This is a genomic window from Lysobacter sp. yr284 (genome assembly GCF_900107375.1).
In the GTDB taxonomy this organism is placed as follows: domain Bacteria; phylum Pseudomonadota; class Gammaproteobacteria; order Xanthomonadales; family Xanthomonadaceae; genus Lysobacter.
In genome coordinates this window covers 40309-64558 of record NZ_FNPT01000018.1, presented here as the reverse complement: position 1 = coordinate 64558, position 24250 = coordinate 40309, and the positions used below count along the sequence as shown (strand labels likewise).

The window sequence follows — 24250 nt, the reverse complement described above, 5'->3', positions numbered from 1 at the left end:
GCCGAGGCGTAGCCCGCGGCGCGGCGGGCGATGAAGCAGGCGACGCGGGATCGGGCGAAATCGCGGCGTGGACGCCGCGACCATGGTCCGGCGTCGCCGTATCGCCGTATCGCCAAGTTGCCCGCACCCATGCCCATACCCGTGCCCGTGCCATCGGACCGCTGCGACCCCGTCATTGCGGCGAAAGCCGCGATCCATCTTGACGTTGCCGTTGATGTATCTCCTAAACCGCAGCGCACAGCGAACGCAAACCCAGGCGGGCTCGCGATGGACATCGCGAAGCGCCGCGGTTGTGGGAGGGTCTTCAGGCCCGACGCTGTTGTGTCCGCAGCGACGCGGCGATCCGAGCGCGGAGCATCGCGGCGGAAGCCCCTCCCGCCGCCGCGGCCGGGTTGCGCTGTTCGCCGCAACGACGCAGCCGCAACAGCGCCGACGGCAGACGGCCCCGAGCGCCGGACCGGCTTCATGAACACCGCCGCCACCCCGAACCGCAGCCGCAGCCTTTATCCTTGGCGCCATGCGGAAGGATTTGATCGAGCGCCTGTTGCGCGGCCTGTATTCGGTCGCCCTGTACCTGTTGGCTCCGGTCACGGTCTATCACCTGATCTGGCGCGGTTTTCGCCAGCCGGCGTATTTCCGCGGCTGGCTGGAGCGCTACGCGGTCTACCGCGGCCCGGCCCAGACCCGCACCCTGTGGCTGCACGCGGTCTCGGTCGGCGAGGTCAATGCCGCGATCCCGCTGGTCAACGCGCTGCGCCGCGGCCGCCCGGACCTGCGCTTGCTGGTGACCACGATCACACCCACCGGCGCCGACCGCGCGCGCGCGGCCTGGAGCGATTCGGTCGAGCACGTCTACCTGCCCTACGACTTGCCCGGCGCGGTCGGCCGCTTCCTCAAGCATCACCAGCCGTGCGCGGCGCTGATCATGGAAACCGAGCTGTGGCCGAACCTGCTGTTCGGCTGCCGCGACCGCGGCATTCCCGCCTACATCCTCAATGCGCGCCTGTCGGAGCGCTCGCTGCGCGGCTACCGGGTGCTGGCGCCGCTGGTCAGCCGCGCGCTGCGCACGGTGCGCACGGTCGCGGCGCAATCGCACGCCGACGGCCAGCGCTTCGTCGAACTCGGCGCCGACCCGCGCCAGGTGGTGGAGACCGGCAACCTCAAGTTCGACGTCAGCGTGCCCGACGCGCTGGAGGACTTCGCCCAGGAATGCCATCGCCACACCGGCGAGCGCCCGGTGTGGATCGCCGCCAGCACCCACGAGGACGAGGAAGCGGTGACCGTGGCGATGCACCGGCACCTGCGCGAGCGTTTCCCCGGCCTGCTGCTGCTGTGGGCGCCGCGCCACCCCGAGCGGTTCCGGGTGGTGGCCGAGAACGCGCGCAGCGCCGGCTGGCAGGTGTCCACGCGTTCGCGCGCGCGCTGGCCGCAGCCGGGCGACGACGTGTTCGTGATCGACACCCTCGGCGAGCTGATGAGCTTCTACGCCTGCGCCGACGTCGCCTTCGTCGGCGGCAGCCTGCAGCCGATCGGCGGGCACAACCTGCTCGAACCGGCCGCGACCGGCACCGCCATCGTCACCGGCCCGCACCTGCACAATTTCGTCGAGATCGCCCAGCGCCTGGACGACGCCGGCGCGCTGCGCATCGGCCAGGACGCCGAGCAGGTCGAGGCGGCGGTGGAGCGCCTGCTGGCCGATCCGGCCGAGCGCGCGCAGATGGTCGCCGCCGGCCGCGCGCTGGTGGAAACCGGCCGCGGCGCGCTGGCGCGGACGATGGCGCTGCTGCAGCCGGCGTTGCCGCCGCGCGATTGAGGCGGCGGGCCGTCGCTGGCGGCCGGCAACGTCCGCCGGCAGCGCCGGATCGCGGCGCCCGCGCCCGCGCGAACCGGGGGCGTGGTCCACTGCGCTGCGCAGCGGCCCGCACGCTCGATGGGCGCGTGTAGTCTCGCGCTAGGAAGGCGCATCGCCGCGAGGCCGCGCCGGCCACGAACGCCCACGCTCAGGAGCGCGCCGCAGTGCCGATATTGTTGTTGCTGCCGTTGGCCGCATTGTGTTGCTTTGCGGCGGCCTGGCTGACCCGCGGAAAAACCGGCCGGCGGGCGTGGCTCGCGCTGGGAAGCGCGATGGCGGCGCTGTGGCTGCTGTACCTGGCGATGCTGATGGCGCTCGAACTGCCCGAATGATCCGGGGCCGAGGGTGCCGGGATCGACCGGCGCGATCCGGCGCCGGCGCGCTGCGGCGAAAGACCGCGCCGCCGCCGCGAAACGAAAAAGCCGCCGTGGAAACGGCGGCTTTTTCGTCGCTGCGCGATTCGCGCGCGGCTCAGCGCATCGTCGGCGGCGGCGCCAGGTTGGTGGCGGCGTCGGCGGTCAGCAGGCGGTTGACGTCCTGCACGTCGGCGATGTCGAGCGAGCCGGCGGCCTGTTCCAGCAGCAGGCGGTTGAGCAGGAAGTTGTACTTGGACTGGGCGTAGGACTGCTGCGCCTGCAGCAGGGTGCGCTGGTTGTTGAGCACGTCCAGCACGGTGCGGGTGCCCACTTCCAGGCCGACCTGCGAGGCGTCGTAGGCGGCCTGCGCCGAGACCACCGCGAGGCGGCGCGCCTCGACTTCGCTGATGCCGGCGACCAGCACCTGGTAGGCGTTGCGGGTGCTGCGCACCAGTTGGCGGCGTTCGAGTTCGTACTGGTCCTGGGCGGCGTCGCGGCGCGCCAGCGCCTGGCGCACGCCCGACTGCACCGCGCCGCCGGCGTACAGCGGCACCGAGAAGGTCAGGCCGATGCTGGGGCCGTGGTTGGCGTTGCCGGGCTGGCCGAAGGTCTGGCCGAGCGCGTGGGTGTCGCCCCAGGTCGCGCTGTCGCCGTAGCCGCCGTTCAGGCTGAGCGTCGGCCAGTGGCCGGAACGCGCGGTTTCCACCCCGATGTCGGCCGATTCCACCGCCAGCCTGCGCGCGCGCAGCGCCGGGTTGGTGGCGATCGCGTTGTCGACCCAGGCGTCGACCTGCTGGGTTTCCGGCAGGTTCGGCTTGAAGTCGGCCGGCAGCGCCTTGAGCGTGGTCACCGGCTGGCCGGTGATCTGGCTCAGGCCCTGGTAGCTGTCCTCGACCGTGTTGCGCGCGGTGATGGTCAGCGCGCGGGCGTTGTCGTACTGGGCGCGCGCTTCGTGCACGTCGGTGATCGGCGCCAGGCCGACCTCCAGGCGCTTGGTGGTGTAGTCGAACTGCTTCTGCAGCGCGGTCTCGGCGGCCTCGGCGGCGGCCAGGTTCTCCAGCGCCACCAACACGTTGAAGTAGGCCTGCGCGGTGCGCACGATCAGGTCCTGGCTGGCCGATTCCAGGGTGAAGTCGGCCGCTTCGCTGAGCTTGGTCTGGCTCTGCAGGTTCTTGATCAGCGAGCGGTCGAACAGCACCTGGCTGGCGTTGATGCCGTAGCTGCGGCTGGTGCTGTCGGAGCGCACGTCGGTGCCGTTGGGGATGTCGACGTCGTCCGGATCGGTCGACGAGCCGTTGCGGGTGGCGCGGTACACGCTCTCGCTGCGGCTTTTGGTCAGCTTGGCGTCGGCCGACAGCGAAGGCAGCAGCCGCGCGCGCGCCTGGATGCGGTCTTCCTTGGTCGCCAGCCGGGTGGACTCGGCCTGGGACAGGCTCGGGTCGCTCTGCCGCGCCTGTTCGTAGGTCTGCAGCAGGTCTTCGGCCGACGCGGCCGCGGGCAGCAGGCCGACGACGAGGGCAAGAACGAGCGGACGGCGAATCATGCGGCTTCCTTGGACTTGCGTGTTTTGATGGGTCCGCATGCTGGCACGCGGGCTCTTACGGTGTGCTGACGTACAACTGACAGGACGGTCAGAACTCGAAGGCGGGCGCGGGCGCGGCGCCTTGCAGGTAAGCCAGGTCGGTTTCGAACAACGACTGGATGCGCGCGGCGTTGACTTCGTTGCGCTCGCCGCCGCCGACCAGGACCGCTTCCATCGCCGGCGAGCGGCCGCGGACCACGAACAGGCGGCCGCCGGGCTGCAGCCACTGCAGCCATTGCGCCGGGATCTGCGACACCGCGCCGGTGACGCAGATCGCGTTGAAACGGCGGTCGGTGCTGTAGTTCAGCGCGTCGGCGTCGACCACCTGGGCGTTGAGGATGGTCTGCCCGGCCAGGCGTTCGCGCGCGGTCGCGGCGAGGTCGGGGTGGATCTCCAGGCTCACCACTTCGCGCGCCAGCCGGCCCAGGCAGGCGGTCAGGTAGCCGCTGCCGGTGCCGATCTCGAGCACGTCGTCGGTCGGGTCCACCGCCAGCGACTGCAGGGTGCGGCCTTCCATCACCGGCTTCATCATGAACTCGCCGTGGGCCAGCGGCAGCGCCAGGTCGGCGTAGGCGAGGTTCTTGTGCGCGTCGGCGACGAAGGCTTCGCGCGGCAGCGCCGCCAGCACGTCGAGCACGCGCGGGTCGAGCACGTCCCAGGGCCGAACTTGTTGTTCGACCATCAGTTCTCGGGCCTTGGCGTAATCGATCGTAGTCATGTGGGGGTTCTTCGGGAAATTCGTGCGCGGGAACCGCGAATTCTACCGGGACCGCGCGCCCCCCGGCGGAAAAAGAATTAACCACCCGGGCAACCGGGCTCAGTGCCGAAAGTCACCGGAACTCCTGGCACGCCGCGGACTTAGCGTTGCGCGCGGCGCCGCCAGGGTCGGCACGTTCAGCCCCCGCGCCGCGCATAGGCGCGCAGGAACATGTCCACCGAGGCCTCCAGGTGGGCGCGGGTCTCGGCCTTGCCGGGCAAGGGATAACCCAGCATCAGCAAGGCGTACGGCTCGCCCTTGAGCACGGCGAAGAACTGGCGCGCGGCGGTATCGGCGTCGGCCAGGTCCAGCTCGCCGGCCTGCGCGCGGCTGCGCAGCAGCCCGGCGAATTCCTCGTGCAGCCGTTGCGGACCCACGTCCCAGAACAGCCGGGTCAGCGGCGACTGGGCCAGCTGCGGGGTGCACAACAGGCGGTGGATGCGGATCGCTTCCGGCGCGCTGGCCATCTCGAAGAAGGCCTGGGCGATCGCCAGCAGGCGCTCGCGCAGCGGCGTACCGGGCTCCGGCGCGAACAGCAGGGCCGGCAGGTGCTGCTCGCAATGGGCGCGCACGGCAGCCGCGAACAGCGTCTCCTTGTCGCCGAAATGGCTGTAGACGGTGAGCTTGGAGACGCCGGCCTCGGCGGCGATCTGATCCATGCTGACGCCGTCGTAGCCCTCGATCAGGAACAGCCGCTTGGCCGCCTCGAGGATGGCGTTGCGCTTGCTCAGATCCTTCGGGCGGCCGGGACCGGCCGGCTTCGGGGCGGCGGTCTTCTGACCAGCGGCGTCGGTTGGGATGGAGGGTCGGGGCGAGACCATGCTTAAATACTGGACTGTCGGGTTTGATATTTATACAGTACTGGCAAGTACATTAATTCTCAAAGAGGCCGTCCGCAATGCGCAGCCGGATTTTTCCTGCCTCCGTCGCAGATCATGCCTGCTTCGGTCATATCCGTCCCGCAGGCCGCTTTCCCGTCGCCCGCGCCGGCGGTTCCGCCCGGCTGTGGCTGGCCGTGGCGCTGGCCCTGGCCCTGAGCGCCTGCGGCGGCGCCAAGCCCGCCGCCGAGGGCGCGCGGCCGGTGCTGGTGGCCAAGCCCGGCGGCGCGGTCGCCGCGATCGCGGCCTATGCCGGCGAGGTCCGCGCGCGCGAGGAAAGCCCGCTGTCGTTCCGGGTCGGCGGCAAGCTGGTCGAGCGCAAGGTCGACGTCGGCGCGCACGTGGCCGCCGGCCAGGTGCTGGCGGTGCTCGACCCGGGCGACCTGGACGCGCAGACCCGCGCCGCCCAGGCCCAACTGGCCGCGGCCGAGGCCGAATACGCCCGCGCCCGCGCCGACCAGGTCCGCTACGACCAGTTGGCCAAGGACCAGTTGGTCAGCCGCTCGACCAAGGACGCCCAGGATGCCCAGACCAAGGCCGCGCAGGGCCAGCTCAATTCGGCCCGGGCCAATTGGGAAGTGGCGCGCAACCAGTCGGCCTACGCCCAGTTGCGCGCGCCGGCCGCCGGGGTGATCGCCTCGCGCGCGGCCGAGGCCGGGCAGGTGGTCGCCGCCGGCCAGCAGGTGTTCGCGCTGGCCGCCGACGGCGCGCGCGAGGTCGCCTTCGCCGTGCCCGAGGGCGTCATCGCCGCGTTCAAGCCGGGCCAGCAGGTGCAGGTGGAGCTGTGGTCGCTCCCGGGCAAGCGCTGGCCCGGGCGGGTGCGCGAAGTCGCTCCGGCCGCCGATCCGGCCTCGCGCACCTACGCCGCGCGGGTCACCGTCGAGGCGCCCGCCGGGACCCTGGAACTGGGCCAGAGCGCGCGCATCTACCAGGCCGACCCCGCCGCCTCGGGCTTGAGCGTGCCGCTGGCCGCGGTGCAGCAGACCGGCCAGGGCCGCGCCGTGTTCGTCGCCGATCCGCGCACCGGCACGGTCAGGCTCAAGCCGGTGACGACCGGGCCGTACGGCCCCGAGCGGGTGCCGGTGCGCTCGGGCCTGGGCCCGGACGACTGGGTGGTGGTGGCCGGCGGCCATCTGCTGCGCGACGGCCAGAAGGTGGCGCCGGTGGATCGCGAGAACCATCCGGTGGAGCGGTGAACGCCGCCGCCTCGCCCGCGCGCGCCGGCGCTTTGTCGCGCCGCACGCCGCGCACGCACGTTCCGGCCCGCCGGACCCCGCGCCCGCTTGTGCGCGCGCGATAAAGAACGCAAGAGCGAACCGACCCCATGCGCTTCAATCTTTCCGAATGGGCGCTGCGCCACCGCAGCCTGATCGTCTACGCGATGCTGGTGCTGGCCCTGGCCGGCGCGATGTCCTACCTGCGCCTGGGCCGCAGCGAGGATCCGGCCTTCACCTTCAAGGTGATGGTGGTGCGCACGCTGTGGCCGGGCGCCACCGCCGAGCAGGTCTCGCGCCAGGTCACCGAGCGGATCGAGAAGAAGCTCATGGAGACCGGCCAGTACGAGTTCATCCGCTCGTACTCGCGCCCCGGCGAGTCGCAGGTGATCTTCGCCGCGCGCGACTCGATGCGCTCCAAGGACGTCCAGCCGCTGTGGTACCAGGTGCGCAAGAAGATCGGGGACATCCGGCCGACCATGCCCGACGACATCGTCGGCCCGTTCTTCAACGACGAATTCGGCGACACCTTCGGCAACATCTACGCGCTGACCGGGCAGGGCTTCGACTACGCCGTGCTCAGGGACTACGCCGACCGCGTGCAGCTGGCGCTGCAGAGCCAGCCCGACGTCGGCAAGATCGAGCTGTTCGGCGTGCAGGACGAGAAGATCTGGGTCGAGCTGTCGAACGTGAAGCTGTCCACCCTCGGCGTCCCGGCGCAGGCGGTGCAGGACGCGCTCAACCAACAAAACGCGCTGGTGCCGGCGGGCTTCTTCGAGACCCCGTCCAGCCGCGTGCCGATCCGCGTCGACGGCCAGTTCAAGACGGTCGAGCAGATCCGCGAATTCCCGATCCGGGTCGGCGACCGCACCTTCCGCCTCGGCGACGTCGCCGACGTGCGCCGCGGCTTCGCCGACCCGCCGCAGCCGCGCATGCGCTTCATGGGCGAGGACGCGATCGGCATCGGCGTGTCGATGAAGCAAGGCGGCGACATCCTCAAGCTCGGCAAGACTTTGGAAACCGAATTCGCGCGCCTGCAGAAAACGCTGCCGGCCGGCATGCAACTGCGCAAGGTCGCCGACCAGCCCGCGGCGGTGGAGGAATCGGTCGGCGAGTTCGTGCGGGTGCTGGCCGAAGCGGTCGCGATCGTGTTGCTGGTGAGCTTCTTCTCGCTCGGCCTGCGCACCGGCCTGGTGGTGGCGCTGTCGATCCCGCTGGTGCTGGCGATGACCTTCGCGGTCATGGACTTCTTCGGCGTCGGCCTGCACAAGATCTCGCTGGGCGCGCTGGTGCTGGCGCTGGGCCTGCTGGTCGACGACGCGATCATCGCGGTCGAAATGATGGCGATCAAGATGGAGCAGGGCTACAGCCGCCTGCGCGCGGCCGCCTTCGCCTGGGAAAGCACCGCCTTCCCGATGCTGACCGGCACCCTGATCACCGCGGCCGGCTTCCTGCCGATCGCCACCGCGGCCTCCAGCACCGGCGAATACACCCGCTCGCTGTTCGAAGTGGTGACCATCGCGCTGTGCGTGTCGTGGATCGCCGCGGTCGCGTTCATTCCCTTCCTCGGCGACAAGCTGCTGCCGGACTACGGCCACGCGGCCGCGCCGCCGAAGCCCGGCTCGCTGGCCGCGCGCTGGCAAGGCGCGCGCGAGGGCCTGGCGCGGCGGGTGCCGGCGCTGGCCGGCGCGATCGCGCCCAAGCCGCCGATCGACGGCCACGCGCACGACCCCTACGAATCGAAGTTCTACGTGCGCTTCCGCGGCTGGGTGCTGTGGTGCGTGCGCCGGCGCTGGCTGGTGATCGCGGTGACCGTGGCCGCGTTCGTCGGTTCGATCTTCCTGTTCCGCTTCGTGCCGCAGCAGTTCTTCCCCGACTCGGTGCGGCCGGAGCTGATGGTGGACATGGAGCTGGCCGAAGGCGCCTCGTTGCGCCAGACCGCCGAGCAGGTCGCGCGCCTGGAGGCGCTGCTCAAGCAGCGCAAGGACCTGGACAACTACGTCGCCTACGTCGGCACCGGTTCGCCGCGCTTCTACCTGCCGCTGGACCAGCAGTTGCCGGCGGCGAACTTCGCCCAGTTCGTGCTGATGCCCAAGGACCTCAAGGCGCGCGAGACCCTGCGCGACTGGGTCATCCGCGACGTGGTCCCGCGCTTCCCCGAACTGCAGCTGCGCGTGACCCGGCTGGAGAACGGCCCGCCGGTCGGCTACCCGGTGCAGTTCCGCGTCTCCGGCGAGCACATCGACCAGGTGCGCAAGCTCGCCTACCAGGTGCGCGAGAAGATCCGCGAGAACCCGCACGTGGCCAACGTCAACCTCGACTGGGACGAGCCGAGCAAGGTGGTACGGCTGCAGGTCGACCAGGAACGCGCGCGCGCGCTCGGCATCAGCTCGGCGCAACTGTCGCAGTTCCTGTCCAGCTCGCTGTCGGGCTCGCACATCAGCACCTACCGCGAGAGCAACCGCCTGATCGAGATGCTGCTGCGCGGCCCGGACCAGGAACGCATCCAGCTCGACATGCTCGGCAACCTGATGGTGCCGACCGGCAACGGCCGCAGCGTGCCGCTGAGCCAGATCGCGACCCTGGAATACGGCTTCGAGGAAGGCATCATCTGGCACCGCGACCGCCAGCCGACCATGACCGTGCGCGCCGACATCTACGACGGCACCCAGCCGGCGAGCGTGACCGCGCAGATCTCGCCGACCCTGGACGCGCTGCGCGCGCAACTGCCGTACGGCTATTCGATCAAGGTCGGCGGCAGCGTCGAGGACTCCTCGCGCGGGCAGAAGTCGATCAACGCCGGCATGCCGCTGTTCCTGTTCGTGGTGTTCACCCTGCTGATGCTGCAGCTGCGCAGCTTCTCGCGCAGCTTCATGGTGCTGCTGACCGCGCCGCTGGGCCTGATCGGGGTGACCTTGTTCCTGCTGATATTCCGGGTGCCGTTCGGGTTCGTGGCGATGCTGGGCACGATCGCGCTGGCGGGCATGATCATGCGCAACTCGGTGATCCTGGTGGATCAGATCGAGCAGGACCGGGCGGAAGGACACGAGCCTTGGAAGGCGATCGTCGATGCGACCGTGCGCCGGTTCCGGCCGATCGTGCTGACCGCGTTGGCGGCGATCCTGGCGATGATCCCGCTGTCGCGCAGCGCCTTCTTCGGGCCGATGGCGGTGGCGATCATGGGCGGCTTGATGGTGGCGACGGCGCTGACCTTGTTGTTCCTGCCGGCGCTGTATGCGGCATGGTTCAAGGTGAAGGTGCCGGAGCAGGGCTAAGCGCCGCCGCCACATCCCCTCTCCCGCAAGCGGGAGAGGGGCTTGAATCAGGCATGCTCGACGCTGAAAGCCAGCGTGGCTTCGATCGCCCGCTTCCACCCCGCATAAAGCTTCTCGCGCTCGGCCTCCAGCATCTGCGGCTCGAAGCTGCGCTCCACCTGCCACTGCTGCGCGATCTGCTCGCGGCTGTCCCAGAACCCCACCGCCAGCCCCGCCAGATACGCCGCGCCCAGCGCCGTGGTCTCGTTGATCCGCGGCCGCTCCAGGGCGACGTTGAGGATGTCGGCCTGGAATTGCGCGGTGAAGTCGTTGGCGATGGCGCCGCCGTCGGCGCGCAGCGAGGTCAGTTCGATGCCGGCGTCGGCCTGCATCGCGCTGAGCACGTCGCGGGTCTGGTAGGCCAACGATTCGAGCACGGCGCGGACGAAGTGTTCCTTGCGGGTGCCGCGGGTCAGCCCGAACATCGCCCCGCGCACGTCGCTGCGCCAGTACGGCGCGCCCAGGCCGACGAAGGCCGGGACGAAGTACACGCCCTCGGTCGAGCGCGCGCGCTCGGCGTAGGCCTGCGAGTCGCCGGCCTTGCCGAGCATGCGCAAGCCGTCGCGCAGCCATTGCACCGCCGAGCCGGCGACGAAGATGCTGCCTTCCAGCGCGTACTCGACCTTGCCGTCGACGCCCCAGGCGATGGTGGTCAGCAGGCCGTTGTCCGAGCGCACCGCCTTGTCGCCGGTGTTCATCAGCAGGAAGCAACCGGTGCCGTAGGTGTTCTTGGCCATGCCGGCCTCGAAGCAGGCCTGGCCGAACAGCGCCGCCTGCTGGTCGCCGGCGACGCCGCAGATCGGCACCGAGTTGTTGAAGAAATGGCGCGCGCCGGTGTGGGCGTAGACCTCGCTGCTGGAACGTACCTCCGGCAGCATCGACGCCGGCACACCGAGCATCTCCAGCAGTTGCGGGCACCACTGGCGCTTGTGGATGTCGTACATCAGCGTGCGCGAGGCGTTGCTGTAGTCGGTGACGTGGGCCTTGTTCTCCGACAGGTTCCAGATCAGCCAGGTGTCGATGGTGCCGAACAGCAGGTCGCCGCGCTCGGCCTTGGCCCGCGCGCCCTCGACGTTGTCGAGGATCCACTTGACCTTGGTGCCGGAGAAGTACGCGTCGATCAGCAGGCCGGTGCGTTCGCGCACCATCGGCTCGTAGCCGTCGGCCTTGAGCTGCTCGCAGATCTGCGCGGTCTGCCGCGACTGCCAGACGATGGCGTTGTGCACCGCCTGCCCGGTGTGGCGGTCCCACACCACCGTGGTCTCGCGCTGGTTGGTGATGCCGATCCCGGCGATCTGCGCCGCGCTGACCTGCGCCTTGGTCATCACCTCGATGGCGGTGGTCTGCACGCTGGCGAGGATCTCGCGCGGATCGTGCTCGACCCAGCCCGGCCGCGGGAAGAATTGCTCGAACTCGCGCTGCGCCACCCCGACGATGCTGCCGTCGCGGTCGAACAGCATGGCGCGCGAGCTGGTGGTGCCTTGGTCGATGGCGAGGATGTAGCGCTTGGTCATGGTGGGCCGCCCGGATAGGGGTTAGCGGATAAGAATGGGAGGATGAAACCGCGATCGGCCGCGCAGCGAAGGTCGCTCACGCTCTCTTAGCCGTAAACGGCCTGAAACGCGAACGCCCCGAGCAGCGCGCCGACGATCGGCGCGACCACCGGCACCCACGCATAGCCCCAGTCCGAGCCGCCCTTGCCGGCGATCGGCAACAGCGCGTGGGCCAGGCGCGGGCCGAGGTCGCGCGCGGGGTTGATGGCGTAGCCGGTCGGGCCGCCGAGCGACATGCCGATCACCACCACCAGCAGGCCGACGCCGAGCGGGCCCATGCCCGGGGCGAGGGTGTTGGCGCCGACGGCGAGCGCGCCGAAGGTCAGGGCGAAGGTGCCGATGACTTCGGTCAGCACGTTGGCCTTGGTGTCGCGGATCGCCGGCGAGGTGCAGAAGATCGCGCGCTTGAGTTCGGCGTCGTCGCTGACCCGCCAGTGGGCGAGGTAGGCCAGCCACACCAGGGTCGCGCCGGCGAAGGCGCCGGCGAGCTGGGCGACCACGAAGCCGGGCACCAGCGCCCACGACAGCTTGCCGATCGCGGCCAGGGCGATGGTCAGCGCCGGGTTCATGATCGCGCCGCTGGTCGGGCCGGCGATGTAGATGCCGATCAGCACCGCCAGGCCCCAGGCCGCGGTGATCACGCCCCAGCCGGCGCCCTGCGCCTTGGACTGGTTGAGCAGCGCGCCGGCGACCACGCCGTTGCCGAGCAGGATCAGCATGCCGGTGGCGATGAACTCGCTGAGGTATTGCGCCATGGGGCTGGCCATTGCGGGTGGATCTCCTTAAGTCGCGATTACGTCAACGTTGTGGGTATCTGCTTGTAGGGGCTGCGCGAGCCGCGACCGCGACAACGCAGCCACGGTGCGGGTTTCGTCGCAGTTGCGTTGTCGCGGTCGCGGCTCGCGCCGCTGCTGCCGTTGGGCATCGAGGCGCGAGGGCGATCATGCCGAAATCCGCTGCGCCATGTAGCGCTGCAACGCCTCGCGCCCGGCCGCATCGAAGCGCAGGCCGAGCTTGGAACGCCGCCACAGGATGTCCTCGGCCGTGCGCGCCCATTCGAAGTCGATCAGGTAATCCACTTCGGCCCGGTACAGGTCGGCGCCGTAGCGCTCGCCCAGGTCCTGCAGGCGCACGCAGCTCTCGACGATGCGCAGCGCGCGGCTGCCGTAGTTGCGGCACAGGCGGTAGGCCAGCGGGTCCGGCAGCCACGGCCGGCGCAGGCTGAAATCCTCAAAAAACGCCTCGAAATCGGCGTCCGGGAAGTCGCCGCCGGGCAGCTTCGAGGCGCCGGTCCAGGCGCCGCGACGGTTGTCCAGCAGCGGCGCCAGGGTGTCGCAGGCCTCTTCGGCGAGCTTGCGCGCGGTGGTGATCTTGCCGCCGAACACGCTCAGCACGGGCGCGCCGCCGTGGTCGAGGTCGAGCACGTAGTCGCGGGTGATCTGCGAGGCCTTGTCGCTGTCGTCGTCGAGCAGCGGGCGCACGCCGCTGTAGGTCCACACCACGTCCTCGGCCAGCACCGGGCGCTGGAAATAGCGCGAGGCGGCGGCGCACAGGTAGTCGATTTCCTCGCCGGAGATGCGCGGCGCCGACGGGTCCTCGCGGTAGTCCACGTCGGTGGTGCCGATCAGGGTGTAGTCGTGTTCGTAGGGGATCGCGAACACGATGCGCCGGTCGGGTTGCTGGAAGATGTAGGCGTGGTCGTGCTCGAACAGCCGCGGCACCACGATATGGCTGCCCTTGATCAGGCGCAGGTTGCGCTGGTGGGCGACGCGCGCGATGCCGTCCAGGAAGCTCGCCGCCCACGGGCCGGCGGCGTTGACCAGGGCGCGCGCGCGGACCTGGCGCAGCGCGCCGTCGGGGCCGCGCAGTTGCGCCTGCCAGTGCTGCGCGCCGCGTTCGGCGCCGACGCAGGCGGTGCGCCCCCACACCTGCGCGCCGCGTTCGGCCGCATCCATGGCGTTGAGCACGCACAGCCGGGCGTCCTGCACCCAGGCGTCGGAATAGACGAAGCCGCGGCTGAACTCCTCGCGCAGCGGCCGCCCGGCGATGTGCTTGCGCAGGTTGACCGAGCGCGAGCCCGGCAGTTCGCGGCTGCGGCGCCCGCCGAGGCGGTCGTAGAGGAACAGGCCGATGCGGATCATCCAGGCCGGGCGCAGGTGCGGCTGGTGCGGCAGCACGAAGCGCAGCGGCCAGATGATGTGCGGGGCCATGCGCAGCAGGCGCTTGCGTTCGGCCAGGGCCTTGCCGACCAGGGCGAACTCGAATTGTTCGAGGTAGCGCAGGCCGCCGTGGATCAGCTTGGTGCTGGCGCTGGAAGTGTGCGAGGCGATGTCGCCGCGCTCGCACAGCACCACGGACAACCCGCGTCCGGCCGCGTCGCGCGCGATCGCCGCGCCGTTGATGCCGCCGCCGACGATCAGCAGGTCGGCCGTGGGTGCTTCTGCTTCGGTCATGCGGTGCCGGGGGCGCGTTCGCGTAGGACTGCGGGCTGCTTGGCGCCGGCCCAGGGTGCGTCGGGATGATCGCACAGCGTGTTGCGGCGATTGTTGCCTGGGTTCACATCAATGGCGGGTGAGGGATCGATGTCGGCCGCGGGCCGGCGCGCGGACGAAAAAAAGCCCGATGCGGGGGAGCGTCGGGCGAGGGGAAGGGTGTTGCTGGAGAGAGCGGTGGGGTTCGCTTTGTTATTTCGGGGATCCGTTCGCGTCGCATGGGGCCTGTGTCGTTGGAGGAATGCCGTGGCGTCCCTCCCCCACGCGGGGAGGGACGGCCGCTGCGTTCAGTCGCGCAGTTCGGCGACGTGGCAGGGCAGGTCGAGCTGGGCCAGCACCGCGGCGGTGACCTGGGCGGTGGTCGCGGCCTCGCCGGCCGGAGCCAGGTCGGCGGTCAGCACGCCGGCGTCGAGCACCGCGGCCACCGCCTGCTCCAGGCAGGCGGCTTCGGCGTCCAGGCCCAGCGAGTGGCGCAGCAGCAAGGCGGCGCTGAGGATGGTGCCGCAGGGATTGGCGATGCCGCGGCCGGCGATGTCGGGCGCCGAGCCGTGGATCGGTTCGTACAGGCCGACCTTGCCCTCGCCCAGCGACGCCGACGGCAGCAGGCCGAGCGAGCCGGCCAGCATCGAGGCCTCGTCGGTGAGGATGTCGCCGAACATGTTCTCGGTGACGATCACGTCGAACGCGCGCGGCTTGGCGATCAGGTGCATGGCCATCGAATCCACCAGCTGGTGCTCCAGGGTCACCTCGGGGAATTCCTCGCGCGCGACCCGCGTCGCCACCTCGCGCCACAGCCGCGAGGTTTCCAGCACGTTGGCCTTGTCCACGCTGACCACGTGGCTGCGGCGGCCGCGCGCCAGCTGGCAGGCGCGGCGGACCACGCGCTCGATCTCGGCCACGCTGTACTGGCACAGGTCGCTGGCGCTGGATTCGCTGCGTTGCTTGTCGCCGAAGTAGATGCCGCCGGTGAGCTCGCGCACCACGATCATGTCCACCCCGGCGAGCAGGTGCGGCTTGATCGGCGAGGCGCCCAGGGTCGCCGCGTGCGGCTGCACCGGGCGCAGGTTGGCGTACAGGCCCAGGCCCTTGCGCAGCGCCAGCAGGCCTTGTTCGGGCCGCACCTTGGCCTTGGGGTCGGACCACTTCGGCCCGCCGACCGCGCCGAGCAGCACCGCGTCGCTGCGCTGGCAGGCCTGCAGCGTCGCCGCCGGCAGCGGCTCGCCGGTGGCGTCGATCGCCGCGCCGCCGATCAGGTGGCGCTGCAGTTCGAACTGGTGGCCGTAGCGGGCGGCGACCGCCTGCAACACCTGGACCGCGGCGGCGGTGACTTCCGGACCGATGCCGTCGCCTTCGAGAACGACGATGTCAGCGCGCATGGACTTGCTCCTGGGATTCGTTGTGGGCCGCGGCGCGGCGTTGTTCGTAGACGTGGATGGCGTCGAGCTGGCGCAGCAGGTAGCCGAGCTGGTCGACGCCCTCGATCAGGCAGGTCTGGGCGAAGGCGTCGAGCGGGAACTGCACGCTGCGCCCGTCGGGCAGGTGCAGCCGGCGCTCGCGCACGTCGATGCGCAGCTCGATGCCGGGGCGCTCCAGCAACTCGTCCAGCAGTTCTTGCTCGACCACGACCGGCAGCAGGCCGTTCTTGAGCGAGTTGCTGCGGAAGATGTCGGCGATCTCGCTGCTGATCACCGCGCGCAGGCCGAGGTCGGTCAGCGCCCACGGCGCGTGTTCGCGCGAGGAGCCGCAGCCGAAGTTGCGCCCGGCGACCAGGATCGCGGCGCCGGCGTTGGCCGGCTTGTTGAGCTCGAACTCGGGGTTCGGCGCGCCGTCGGCGAGGTAGCGCCAGTCGTTGAAGGCGAACTTGCCCAGGCCCTGGCGCTGGGTGGTGGTGAGGAAGCGCGCGGGAATGATCTGGTCGGTGTCGATGTTGCGTTCGCGCAGGACCACGGTGCGCGAGACGACTTCGGAAATGCCGGCGGACATTACGCGACCTCCTTGACGTCGGTCAGATACTCGCGCGGATCCACCACCTGCCCGGCCACGGCGCAGGCCGCGGCGGTCAGCGGCGAGGCCAGCAGGGTGCGCGCGCCCTTGCCCTGGCGGCCTTCGAAATTGCGGTTGCTGGTGGACACGGCCAGTTGGCCCGCGCCGACCAGGTCGCCGTTCATGGCGATGCACATCGAACAGCCCGGCTCGCGCCATTCGGCGCCGGCCGCGCGCACCACCGCGTCGATGCCTTCGGCTTCGGCGTCGCGCTTGACCTGCTCGGAACCCGGCACCACCAGCATGCGCACGCGCGGATGCACCCGGCGCCCGCGCAGCACCTGCGCGGCCTGGCGCAGGTCGGACAGGCGCGAGTTGGTGCAACTGCCGACGAACACCACGTCGACCGGCCGGCCCGCCATCGGCGCGCCGCTGTCGAAACCCATGTAGGCCAGCGCCTTGGCTTCGTCGGCGTCGTCGGCCTGCGGCAGGCGCGCGTCGATCGCCGCGACCTGGCCGGGGTGCGTGCCCCAGGTCAGGGTCGGCTTGATCGCGCTCGCGTCGATGCGCACTTCGCGGTCGAAGCGCGCACCTTCGTCGGTCTTGAACCCGCGCCAGCGTTCCACCGCGCGGTCCCAGTCGCCGCCGCGCGGCGCGCGCGGGGTCCGGGCCAGGTAATCGAAGGTGACCTGGTCCGGCGCGATCAGGCCGGCGCGCGCGCCGGCCTCGATCGACATGTTGCACACGGTCATGCGTTCGTCCATCGACAGCGCGCGGATGGTCGAACCGCGGTACTCGATGACGTGGCCGGTGCCGCCGTTGACGCCGATCGCGCCGATGATGTGCAGGATCAGGTCCTTGGCGCCGACGCCGGGCGCGAGCTCGCCTTCGACCTCGATCGCCAGGGTCTTGGGCTTGCGCTGCAGCAGGCACTGGGTGGCCAGCACGTGGCCGACTTCGCTGGTGCCGATGCCGAAGGCCAGCGCGCCGAACGCGCCGTGGGTGGCGGTGTGGCTGTCGCCGCAGACGATGGTCTGGCCGGGCTGGGTCAGGCCCAGCTCCGGGCCGATCACGTGGACGATGCCGCGGTGCGCGCTGTCGTAGTCGAACAGCTCGACGCCGTGGCGCGCGCAGTTGCGGCGCAGGGTCTCGACCTGATGCTCGGCCTCGGCGGTGTAGTAGGGCAGGCGGCCGTCGGCGCCGGCGGGCAGGGTCGGGGTGGAGTGGTCGAGCGTGCCCTTGGTGAGGTCGGGCCGGCGCGGGCCCAGGCCGCGCGCTTCGAGTTCGGCGAAGGCCTGCGGCGAGGTCACTTCGTGGATCAGGTGCAGGTCGATGTAGAGCACCGCCGGCGCGGCCTCGGATTCGGGCGCGACCAGGTGGGCGGTCCACAGTTTGTCGAACAGCGTGGTGGGTTGGGTGGCTGCAGTCATGATGGTGGCGACTATGGCTTCTGGTTTTTCGTTCTTTGATGTTTGCTTCTCCCGCTGGCGGGAGAAGATGGCCCGAAGGGCCGGATGAGGGGGGGGGGCCTCACCCCAACCCCTGTCCCGCAGGCGGGAGAGGGGCTTCGTTCTTCATGCGGTTGCGGCGACCTTGCGCGGCGCGGCCGGCTCAGGCTGCCGCTGCGTGCGCACCATCCGGTTGGCCAGTTCCAGCCACGCCAGCGCGCTGGCCTCGATGATGTCGGTGCTGGTGCCCGAACCGGTCAGTTCGATCCCGTCCACGCGCGCGGTCACGCTGGCCTGGCCCTGGGCGTCGTCGCCGGTGGTCACGCTGGAGACGTGGTAGCTGTCGATGCCCAGGTCGACGCCGGTGGCGCGCGCCAGCGCGGCGAACATCGCGTGCACCGGGCCGTCGCCGACCGCGGCCTCGCTGACGGTGGCGCCGTCGGGATCGACCAGTTGCACGCTCGCGGTCGGCAGGCTGCCGTCGCTGACGCCGGTGCTGACGTGGGCGCGCACCAGCCGGTAGCCGCGCGCGGCCTTGGCGTCGGCGCCGAGCACCAGCGCTTCCAGGTCGGCGTCGAACACTTCGCGCTTCTTCTCGGCCAGGGTCTTGAACGCGGCGAACACCGAGTTCAGGCGCGCCTCGTCCAGGCTGAAGCCCAGCGTCTGCAGGCGGTCGCTGAGCGCGGCGCGGCCGCTGTGGCGGCCCATCACCATCTGCGACTGGGCCCAGCCGACGTCTTCCGGCGCCATGATCTCGTAGGTGCCGCGGTGCTTCAGCATGCCGTGCTGGTGGATGCCCGACTCGTGCGCGAACGCGTTCTGGCCCACCACCGCCTTGTTGCGCTGGACCACCATGCCGGTGATGCGCGAGAGCAGGCGCGAGGTCGGCACCAGCCGGCGGGTGTCGATGCGGGTGCTGGCGTTGTAGTAGGCGTTGCGCACGCGCAGCGCCATCACCAGCTCTTCCAGCGCGCAGTTGCCGGCGCGCTCGCCGATGCCGTTGATGGTGCACTCGACCTGGCGCGCGCCGCCTTCGATCGCCGCCAGGCTGTTGGCCACGGCCAGGCCCAGGTCGTTGTGGCAGTGGGCGCTGAACACCGCCTTGTGGGCGTCGCGGACGTTGTCGCGCAGGTACTCGAACAGCGCGCGGATCTCGCTCGGGGTGGTGTAGCCGACGGTGTCGGGGATGTTCAGGGTGCGCGCGCCGGCGGCGATGGCGGCGCTGCAGATCTCGACCAGGTAGTCGTGCTCGGTGCGCAGCGCGTCCTCGCAGGAGAACTCGACGTCGTCGACGTACTTGCGCGCCTGCTCGACCGCGGCCACCGCGCGCTCCAGCACCTGCCGCTTGTCCAGGTTGAGCTTGTGCTGGCGGTGCAGCGGGCTGGTCGAGATGAACACGTGGATGCGCGGCTTGGCCGCGCCCTCAAGCGCGCGCGCGCAGGCTTCGATGTCGCCGGGGTGGCAGCGCGCCAGGGTGGCCAGCGACGAGCCGCGCACTTCGCGCACGATCGACCGCACGCCCTCGAGGTCGGCCTCGGAACTCGCGGGGAAGCCGGCCTCGATGACGTCCACGCCGAGCTCGCTGAGCGCATGGGCGAAGCGCAGCTTCTGGCTGGCGCTCATGCTGCAGCCGGGCGATTGCTCGCCGTCGCGCAGGCTGGTGTCGAAAATGGTGACGTGTTGCGGCGCGTCGGTAATCGACGCTACCGGACCGGGCGACTCGTTCATGCGGGGATGTCCTCTGTAACGGTGCGATGCGGGGAGGGAGAGGGGACGGGCGACGCCGCGCGCGGCGGCGGCAGGTTGGCCAGGCGGTAAATGTCCGCCTCGATGCTGGCGCCGGCGCGCGACAGCGCGGTGTCGCGATTGCGACGGCGCGGCCGCCGCGGTGCGCGCGGTCGCACTTCCGACAACAACTGCGCCAGCACGCCGGCGTCGAGGTTGCCGCCGGAGACCACCGCGCACTTGCGCTTGGCGGCGATGCGGCGGCCGGCGGCCAGCGCCAGCGCGCCGGCGCCTTCGGCGATGATGTGTTCTTCCAGCGCCAGCCGGACCAGGGTCTCGCGCAGTTCGGCTTCGCGCACGATCACCACATCGTCGAGCAGGTCGGCCAGCAGGCGTTGGGTCAGCCGGCCGGGGTCCTTGACCCGCACGCCGTCGGCCAGGGTCGCGACCGGCTCGATCAGGCGGCGGTCGCCGCGCAGCGCGCGCGCCATCGAATCGACGCCCTCGACCTGGGCGCCGATGATGCGCACGCCTTGCGACTTCAGCGCCAGGGCCACGCCGGAGGCGAGCCCGCCGCCGCCGATCGGCACCAGCACCACGTCGGGCGCGAACGCGGCCAGCTCCAGGCCGACGGTGCCCTGGCCGGCGATCACGTCGGGGTCGTCGAACGCCGACAGCAGGCGGTAGTCGTGCTGCTGCGCCAGTTCGATCGCGAAGGCCTTGGCTTCGTCGTAGGTGTCGCCGTGCAGGCGTACGGTCGCGCCCCAGTGGGCGACGCCGGCGATCTTGGTCTGCGGCGCGCAGCGCGGCATCACCGTGATCGCGTTGACGCCGAGGCGATACGCGGCCCAGGCCAGGCCCTGGGCGTGGTTGCCGGCCGAGGCGGCGATCACCGGGCGGTGATCGCCGCGTTCGCGCGCGGCCAGCAGCGCGTTGAGCGCGCCGCGCACCTTGTACGAGCCGGTGCGCTGCAGGTTCTCCAGCTTCAGCCAGCAGCCGAAGCGCTCGGCGTGGTGCAGCGGAGTGACGCTGAGGTAGCGGCGCAACCGCGCCTGCGCCGCCAGCAGATCGGCGGCGCCGACGTCGACCCGGGTGCGTACTACGTCGCCGTCCATGCTCAGACCGCCGTCAGCCAATGCGCATAGCCGCGGTCCTGCCCGCGCACGACCTGCGCGTACAGCGCCGACAGTTCGCGGGTGACCGGGTTGTCGCCGAACACGCGGCGGTCCAGCACGTCGATGGCGCAGGCTTCGGCGGCGGTGCCGCAGACGAACACTTCGTCGGCGTCCAGCAGTTCGTGCAGGGTGACTTCGCGCGAAGCCGCGCCCGACAGCGCGATCATGGTGTCGCGGGTGATGCCCGGCAGCGCGTCGCGGTGCTCGACCGAAGTCACCTCGCCGTTCTTGACCATGAACACGTTGGCGCCGGTGCACTCGACCACGTAGCCCTTGTCGTCGGTGAACAGCGCTTCGTCGAAGCCGCGCTGCTTGGCCTCGCGCTTGGCCAGGATCGAGTTGACGTAGGCGCCCGACAGCTTCAGCGGCGGCAGCGAAGTGGCCGGGTTGCGCTTCCACGGCGACACCGTCAGGCGGGTGCGCGCGCCGCCGAGGTGCACGACCTTGGCCATCGTGGCGACCATCAGGTGCTGGCTCAGCGGGTCCACGTCCAGACCGATGCTGCCGGTGCCCATCCAGGTCAGCGGACGGATGTAGGCGTCGCGATGGCCGTTGGCGCGCAGCGTGTCCAGCACCGCGCGGCCGGCGCGTTCGACGTCGAAATCGATGCCGAACATGTCCGCGCCCTTGCGCATGCGCTCCAGGTGTTCGGGCAGGCGGAACACCGCGGCGCCGCCGTCGGCGGTGGCGTAGCTGCGGATGCCTTCGAACACCGCGGTGCCGTAGTGCATGGCATGGGTGGTCAGCGGCGCTTCGGGTGCGTCGGTGCTTATGAACTTTCCATCGAACCAGATCTGCGGCTGCGCGGCCGGAACCTCGATGCTGCGGCTGGGCGCAGGCGCGCGCTCGCGCACCGTCGCGGCGGCATGCGCCGGCGCCTGCGCGTGTTCGGGACGTTCGAGAACTTCGGTGGTCAGGTGCATGGCGAAACCTCGACGGCAAGACAGTCGTAGAGCTTGGCGAGCTGGCTCTGCAGGGCGGTGTCGGCGCGGTCGCCTTCCACGGTCATGCGCAGGTGCCAGCGGTCGCCGTCGGGTTGCGCCTCGCCGTCCACCGACAGCGGACGGAAGCCGCGGCGTTCGGCGGCGCCCAGTACCCGGGCCAGGGCGCCTTCGGCCTGGCGCAGGGTCAGATCAAGCTGGTATCGCATGGGCGCTCTCCTTTTCGGCGGGGGGCGTCAGGCTGGCGATCGCGTCGGCGTCGCTCGCTTCCGGGTCCAGCATCTGCGCGTTGTTGTGGTTCGGCGGGACCAGCGGCCAGACGTTGGCGGCCTGGTCGATGGCCACGTGCAGCAGCACGGGGCCGGGGGTGTCGAGCATGTAGTCCAGCGCTTCGTCGACCGAATCGGCGCGATCGACGTACATCGCCTTGATCCCGAACGCGGCGGCGATCGCGCAGAAGTCCGGGTTGTCGGACAGGTCGATCTCCGAATAGCGGCGCTCGAAGAACAACTCCTGCCACTGCCGCACCATGCCCAGGGCCTGGTTGTCGAGCAGCACGATCTTCACCGGCAGGCGATAGCGGGCGATGGTCGCCAGCTCCTGCACGTTCATCAGGAACGAGCCGTCGCCGCTGACGCAGATCACCGTGGCGTCCGGGTTCTCCAACTGCGCGCCCAACGCGGCCGGCACGCCGAAGCCCATCGCGCCGAGGCCGCCGCTGGTCAGGTGCTTGCGCGGATCGTCGAAGCGCCAGTGCTGGGCGACCCACATCTGGTGCTGGCCGACGTCGCAGGCGACCACCGCCTGCGGCGCGCGCTCGGACAGCGTGCGCAGCAACGCCGGCGCGTACACCGTCTCGCCCGGCGCGTCGTAGCGCGGCGCGCACTCGCGCTTGCGCTGCAGGCAGGTGTCGCGCCAGGCGCGGCGGGCGCCGCCGTTGCGGCCCTGCAGCTGCGCGCTGATCGCCGGGGTCAGCGCATCCAGCGAGCGGCGTAGGCAGCCGCGCACGCCAGCGTCGGCGTGGCGCAGCTTGCCGATCTCGCAGGCGTCCAGGTCCATGTGGACCACCCGCGCGTTCGGCGCGAACTCGGCCAGCTTGCCGGTGGCGCGGTCGTCGAAGCGCGCGCCGACCACGATCAGCAGGTCGCATTCCTGCACCGACAGATTCGCCGCGCGGGTGCCGTGCATGCCGAGCATGCCCAGGTTCAGCGCATGATCGGCCGGCAGCGCGCCCAATCCCTTCAGCGTCAGCACTGCCGGGATCTGGCTGCCTTCGACGAAGGCGCGGAACGATTCCACCGCATCGCCCAGCGAAATGCCGCCGCCGCCGTAGACCAGCGGCTTGCGCGCATGCGCGATCAACGCGGCGGCTTCGTGGTACGAGGCGTCCGGCGCGGCCGGAACCGGATCGGTCGGCAGCGGCGCATGCACCGGCAGGTGCGAGGCGTCGGCGTTCTGCACGTCCTTGGGCAGGTCGATCAGCACCGGCCCCGGCCGGCCCGAACGCGCCAGCCGGAACGCTTCGCCGAGCATGCGCGGCAGGTCGTCGACGCTGCGCGCCAGGAAGCTGTGCTTGACGATCGGCAGGGTCATGCCGAACACGTCCAGTTCCTGGAACGCGTCGGTGCCCATCAGCGAAGTCGCGACTTGTCCGGTGATGCAGACCATCGGCACCGAGTCCAGCATCGCGTCGGCGATGCCGGTGACCAGGTTGGATGCGCCCGGGCCGGACGTGGCTACGCAGACCCCGACTCGCCCGCTGGCACGGGCGTAGCCGTTGGCCGCGAAAGCCGCGCCTTGCTCGTGGCGGACCAGGATGTGCTTGAGGTCCGATCCGTGCAAAGCGTCGTAGAAAGGCATGATCGTGCCGCCCGGATAACCGAACAGCGTGTCCACGCCTTCTGCGGCCAGCGCTTGCGCCAGCCAGCGGGCACCGTTCATCAGGCGGCCTCTTCCTGTCGTTCGCCGCGGGCCGCGGCCGGCGCGGGCGCCGGAGCGGCCGCGGTCTTGGGAGCGTTGTCGAGCCACTTCATGTTCGCGCGCAGCTTCTTGCCGACCGCTTCGATCGGATGCTCCAGGTCGCCGCGCTTGAGCGCCTTGTAGTTGGCGTTGCCCGAGGCGTACTCGGCGATCCACTGCTTGGCGAAGGTGCCGTCCTGGATCTCGGCCAGCACCTTGCGCATCTGCGCGCGGGTGTTGTCGTCGACCACGTAGGTGCCGCGGGTCAGCGCGCCGTACTGGGCGGTCTCGCTGATGAACTCGTGCATGCGGGTGATGCCGCCTTCGTAGAACAGGTCGACGATCAGCTTCAGTTCGTGCAGGCACTCGTAATAGGCGACTTCCGGCTGGTAGCCGGCTTCGACCAGGGTTTCCCAGCCGGCCTGGACCAGCTTGGTCGCGCCGCCGCACAGCACCGCCTGCTCGCCGAACAGGTCGGTCTCGGTCTCTTCCTTGAACGTGGTCTTGATCGCGTTCTGGCGCGCGCCGCCGATGCCGGCGCAGTAGGTCAGGGCGAACTCTTCGGCGCGGCCGCTGGTGTCCTGGTGCACCGCGTAGACGCTCGGCACGCCGCGGCCGATTTCGTATTCGCGGCGGACCAGCGCGCCCGGGCCCTTCGGCGCGACCAGAACCACGTCGAGGTCGGCGCGCGGCGCGATCTGGCCGTAGTGCACGTTGAAGCCGTGCGCGAACAGCAGGCAGGCGCCTTGGCGGATATTAGGTTCGATCACCTCGCGGTAGAGCTGCGGTTGGACCATGTCCGGGGTCAGCACGGCGACGAGATCGGCGCCGGCGACGGCTTCGGCCGGGGTTTGCACGGTGAAGCCGTCGGCCTTGGCCTTGATTTCGGTCGGGCCGCCGGGACGCAGGCCTACGGTGACGTCGAATCCGGAATCGCGCAGGTTGAGCGCGTGGGCGCGGCCCTGGCTGCCGTAGCCGACGACGGCGATCTTGGGACGGGAGGCGGTGCTGGTCATGGCGG

At 70.6% G+C, this 24250-nt stretch carries 19 protein-coding genes; 4 read left to right on the top strand and 15 right to left on the bottom strand.

Features of this window, described 5'->3' with window-relative positions; all coding sequences use genetic code 11:
• Nucleotides 1-517: 517 nt before the first annotated feature.
• On the top strand, nucleotides 518-1813 hold the full coding sequence (waaA, locus tag BLV01_RS20220; RefSeq protein WP_091804289.1) for a lipid IV(A) 3-deoxy-D-manno-octulosonic acid transferase: 1296 nt from the start codon (nucleotides 518-520) through the stop codon (nucleotides 1811-1813).
• Between the two features lie 203 nt (nucleotides 1814-2016).
• Nucleotides 2017-2184, top strand: a complete 168-nt coding sequence (locus BLV01_RS26425; RefSeq protein ID WP_175486138.1) for a hypothetical protein — start codon at nucleotides 2017-2019, stop codon at nucleotides 2182-2184.
• Between the two features lie 139 nt (nucleotides 2185-2323).
• Here BLV01_RS26425 and BLV01_RS20215 read toward each other — a convergent pair whose 3' ends face one another.
• The 3 genes from BLV01_RS20215 to BLV01_RS20205 form a co-directional block, all read right to left on the bottom strand.
• Nucleotides 2324-3751 carry a TolC family outer membrane protein gene (locus BLV01_RS20215; protein WP_091804286.1) on the bottom strand — a complete coding sequence of 476 codons (1428 nt, stop codon included), beginning with the start codon at nucleotides 3749-3751 and terminating at the stop codon, nucleotides 2324-2326.
• 88 nt (nucleotides 3752-3839) lie between these two features.
• The gene (locus tag BLV01_RS20210) at nucleotides 3840-4508 is read right to left on the bottom strand and encodes a protein-L-isoaspartate O-methyltransferase family protein (RefSeq protein WP_091804283.1); all 669 of its coding nucleotides are present in this window, start codon (nucleotides 4506-4508) and stop codon (nucleotides 3840-3842) included.
• A 176-nt stretch (nucleotides 4509-4684) separates the two neighbouring features.
• Nucleotides 4685-5368, bottom strand: a complete 684-nt coding sequence (locus BLV01_RS20205; RefSeq protein WP_091804280.1) for a TetR/AcrR family transcriptional regulator — start codon at nucleotides 5366-5368, stop codon at nucleotides 4685-4687.
• A gap of 194 nt (nucleotides 5369-5562) precedes the next feature.
• Between BLV01_RS20205 and BLV01_RS20200 the strand changes: the two genes are divergently transcribed.
• Both BLV01_RS20200 and BLV01_RS20195 read left to right on the top strand, forming a co-directional pair.
• Nucleotides 5563-6621 (top strand): efflux RND transporter periplasmic adaptor subunit, encoded by a 1059-nt coding sequence (locus BLV01_RS20200; RefSeq protein ID WP_254782706.1) that lies wholly within the window; start codon nucleotides 5563-5565, stop codon nucleotides 6619-6621.
• Between the two features lie 128 nt (nucleotides 6622-6749).
• Nucleotides 6750-9914, top strand: a complete 3165-nt coding sequence (locus tag BLV01_RS20195; RefSeq protein WP_091804274.1) for an efflux RND transporter permease subunit — start codon at nucleotides 6750-6752, stop codon at nucleotides 9912-9914.
• A 47-nt stretch (nucleotides 9915-9961) separates the two neighbouring features.
• On the opposite strand, the gene glpK is transcribed toward BLV01_RS20195, so the two are convergent.
• The 12 genes from glpK to ilvC all read right to left on the bottom strand — a co-directional run bounded on the left by glpK (nucleotide 9962) and on the right by ilvC (nucleotide 24245).
• Nucleotides 9962-11467, bottom strand: a complete 1506-nt coding sequence (gene glpK, locus BLV01_RS20190; RefSeq protein ID WP_091804271.1) for a glycerol kinase GlpK — start codon at nucleotides 11465-11467, stop codon at nucleotides 9962-9964.
• Nucleotides 11468-11553: 86 nt separating this feature from the next.
• Nucleotides 11554-12273 (bottom strand): MIP/aquaporin family protein, encoded by a 720-nt coding sequence (locus tag BLV01_RS20185; RefSeq protein WP_217633549.1) that lies wholly within the window; start codon nucleotides 12271-12273, stop codon nucleotides 11554-11556.
• A gap of 174 nt (nucleotides 12274-12447) precedes the next feature.
• Nucleotides 12448-13959: a glycerol-3-phosphate dehydrogenase gene (glpD, locus tag BLV01_RS20180; protein ID WP_091804268.1), complete on the bottom strand. Its 1512-nt coding sequence runs from the start codon at nucleotides 13957-13959 to the stop codon at nucleotides 12448-12450.
• 326 nt (nucleotides 13960-14285) lie between these two features.
• The gene (gene leuB, locus BLV01_RS20175; protein ID WP_091804266.1) at nucleotides 14286-15374 is read right to left on the bottom strand and encodes a 3-isopropylmalate dehydrogenase; all 1089 of its coding nucleotides are present in this window, start codon (nucleotides 15372-15374) and stop codon (nucleotides 14286-14288) included.
• Nucleotides 15364-15981 (bottom strand): 3-isopropylmalate dehydratase small subunit, encoded by a 618-nt coding sequence (gene leuD, locus BLV01_RS20170; RefSeq protein WP_091804263.1) that lies wholly within the window; start codon nucleotides 15979-15981, stop codon nucleotides 15364-15366. The genes leuB and leuD overlap by 11 nt, the downstream gene beginning before the upstream one ends.
• Nucleotides 15981-17411 (bottom strand): 3-isopropylmalate dehydratase large subunit, encoded by a 1431-nt coding sequence (gene leuC, locus BLV01_RS20165; protein WP_091804260.1) that lies wholly within the window; start codon nucleotides 17409-17411, stop codon nucleotides 15981-15983. The genes leuD and leuC overlap by 1 nt, the downstream gene beginning before the upstream one ends.
• A gap of 144 nt (nucleotides 17412-17555) precedes the next feature.
• Nucleotides 17556-19157, bottom strand: coding sequence for a 2-isopropylmalate synthase (locus tag BLV01_RS20160; RefSeq protein ID WP_091804257.1), 1602 nt, complete (start codon nucleotides 19155-19157; stop codon nucleotides 17556-17558).
• Nucleotides 19154-20269, bottom strand: a complete 1116-nt coding sequence (locus tag BLV01_RS20155) for a threonine dehydratase (RefSeq protein WP_091804254.1) — start codon at nucleotides 20267-20269, stop codon at nucleotides 19154-19156. Before BLV01_RS20155 ends, BLV01_RS20160 begins: the two co-directional genes overlap by 4 nt.
• A 2-nt stretch (nucleotides 20270-20271) precedes the next feature.
• A complete protein-coding gene (locus BLV01_RS20150; protein WP_091804252.1) occupies nucleotides 20272-21252 on the bottom strand; it encodes an aminotransferase class IV in 981 nt (326 codons plus the stop codon).
• Nucleotides 21243-21479: an ACT domain-containing protein gene (locus BLV01_RS20145; protein ID WP_057946323.1), complete on the bottom strand. Its 237-nt coding sequence runs from the start codon at nucleotides 21477-21479 to the stop codon at nucleotides 21243-21245. The genes BLV01_RS20150 and BLV01_RS20145 overlap by 10 nt, the downstream gene beginning before the upstream one ends.
• Nucleotides 21463-23211 carry an acetolactate synthase 2 catalytic subunit gene (ilvG, locus tag BLV01_RS20140; RefSeq protein ID WP_091804249.1) on the bottom strand — a complete coding sequence of 583 codons (1749 nt, stop codon included), beginning with the start codon at nucleotides 23209-23211 and terminating at the stop codon, nucleotides 21463-21465. The genes BLV01_RS20145 and ilvG overlap by 17 nt, the downstream gene beginning before the upstream one ends.
• Nucleotides 23211-24245: a ketol-acid reductoisomerase gene (gene ilvC / locus BLV01_RS20135; RefSeq protein ID WP_091804245.1), complete on the bottom strand. Its 1035-nt coding sequence runs from the start codon at nucleotides 24243-24245 to the stop codon at nucleotides 23211-23213. The genes ilvG and ilvC overlap by 1 nt, the downstream gene beginning before the upstream one ends.
• Between the last annotated feature and the right edge of the window lie 5 nt (nucleotides 24246-24250).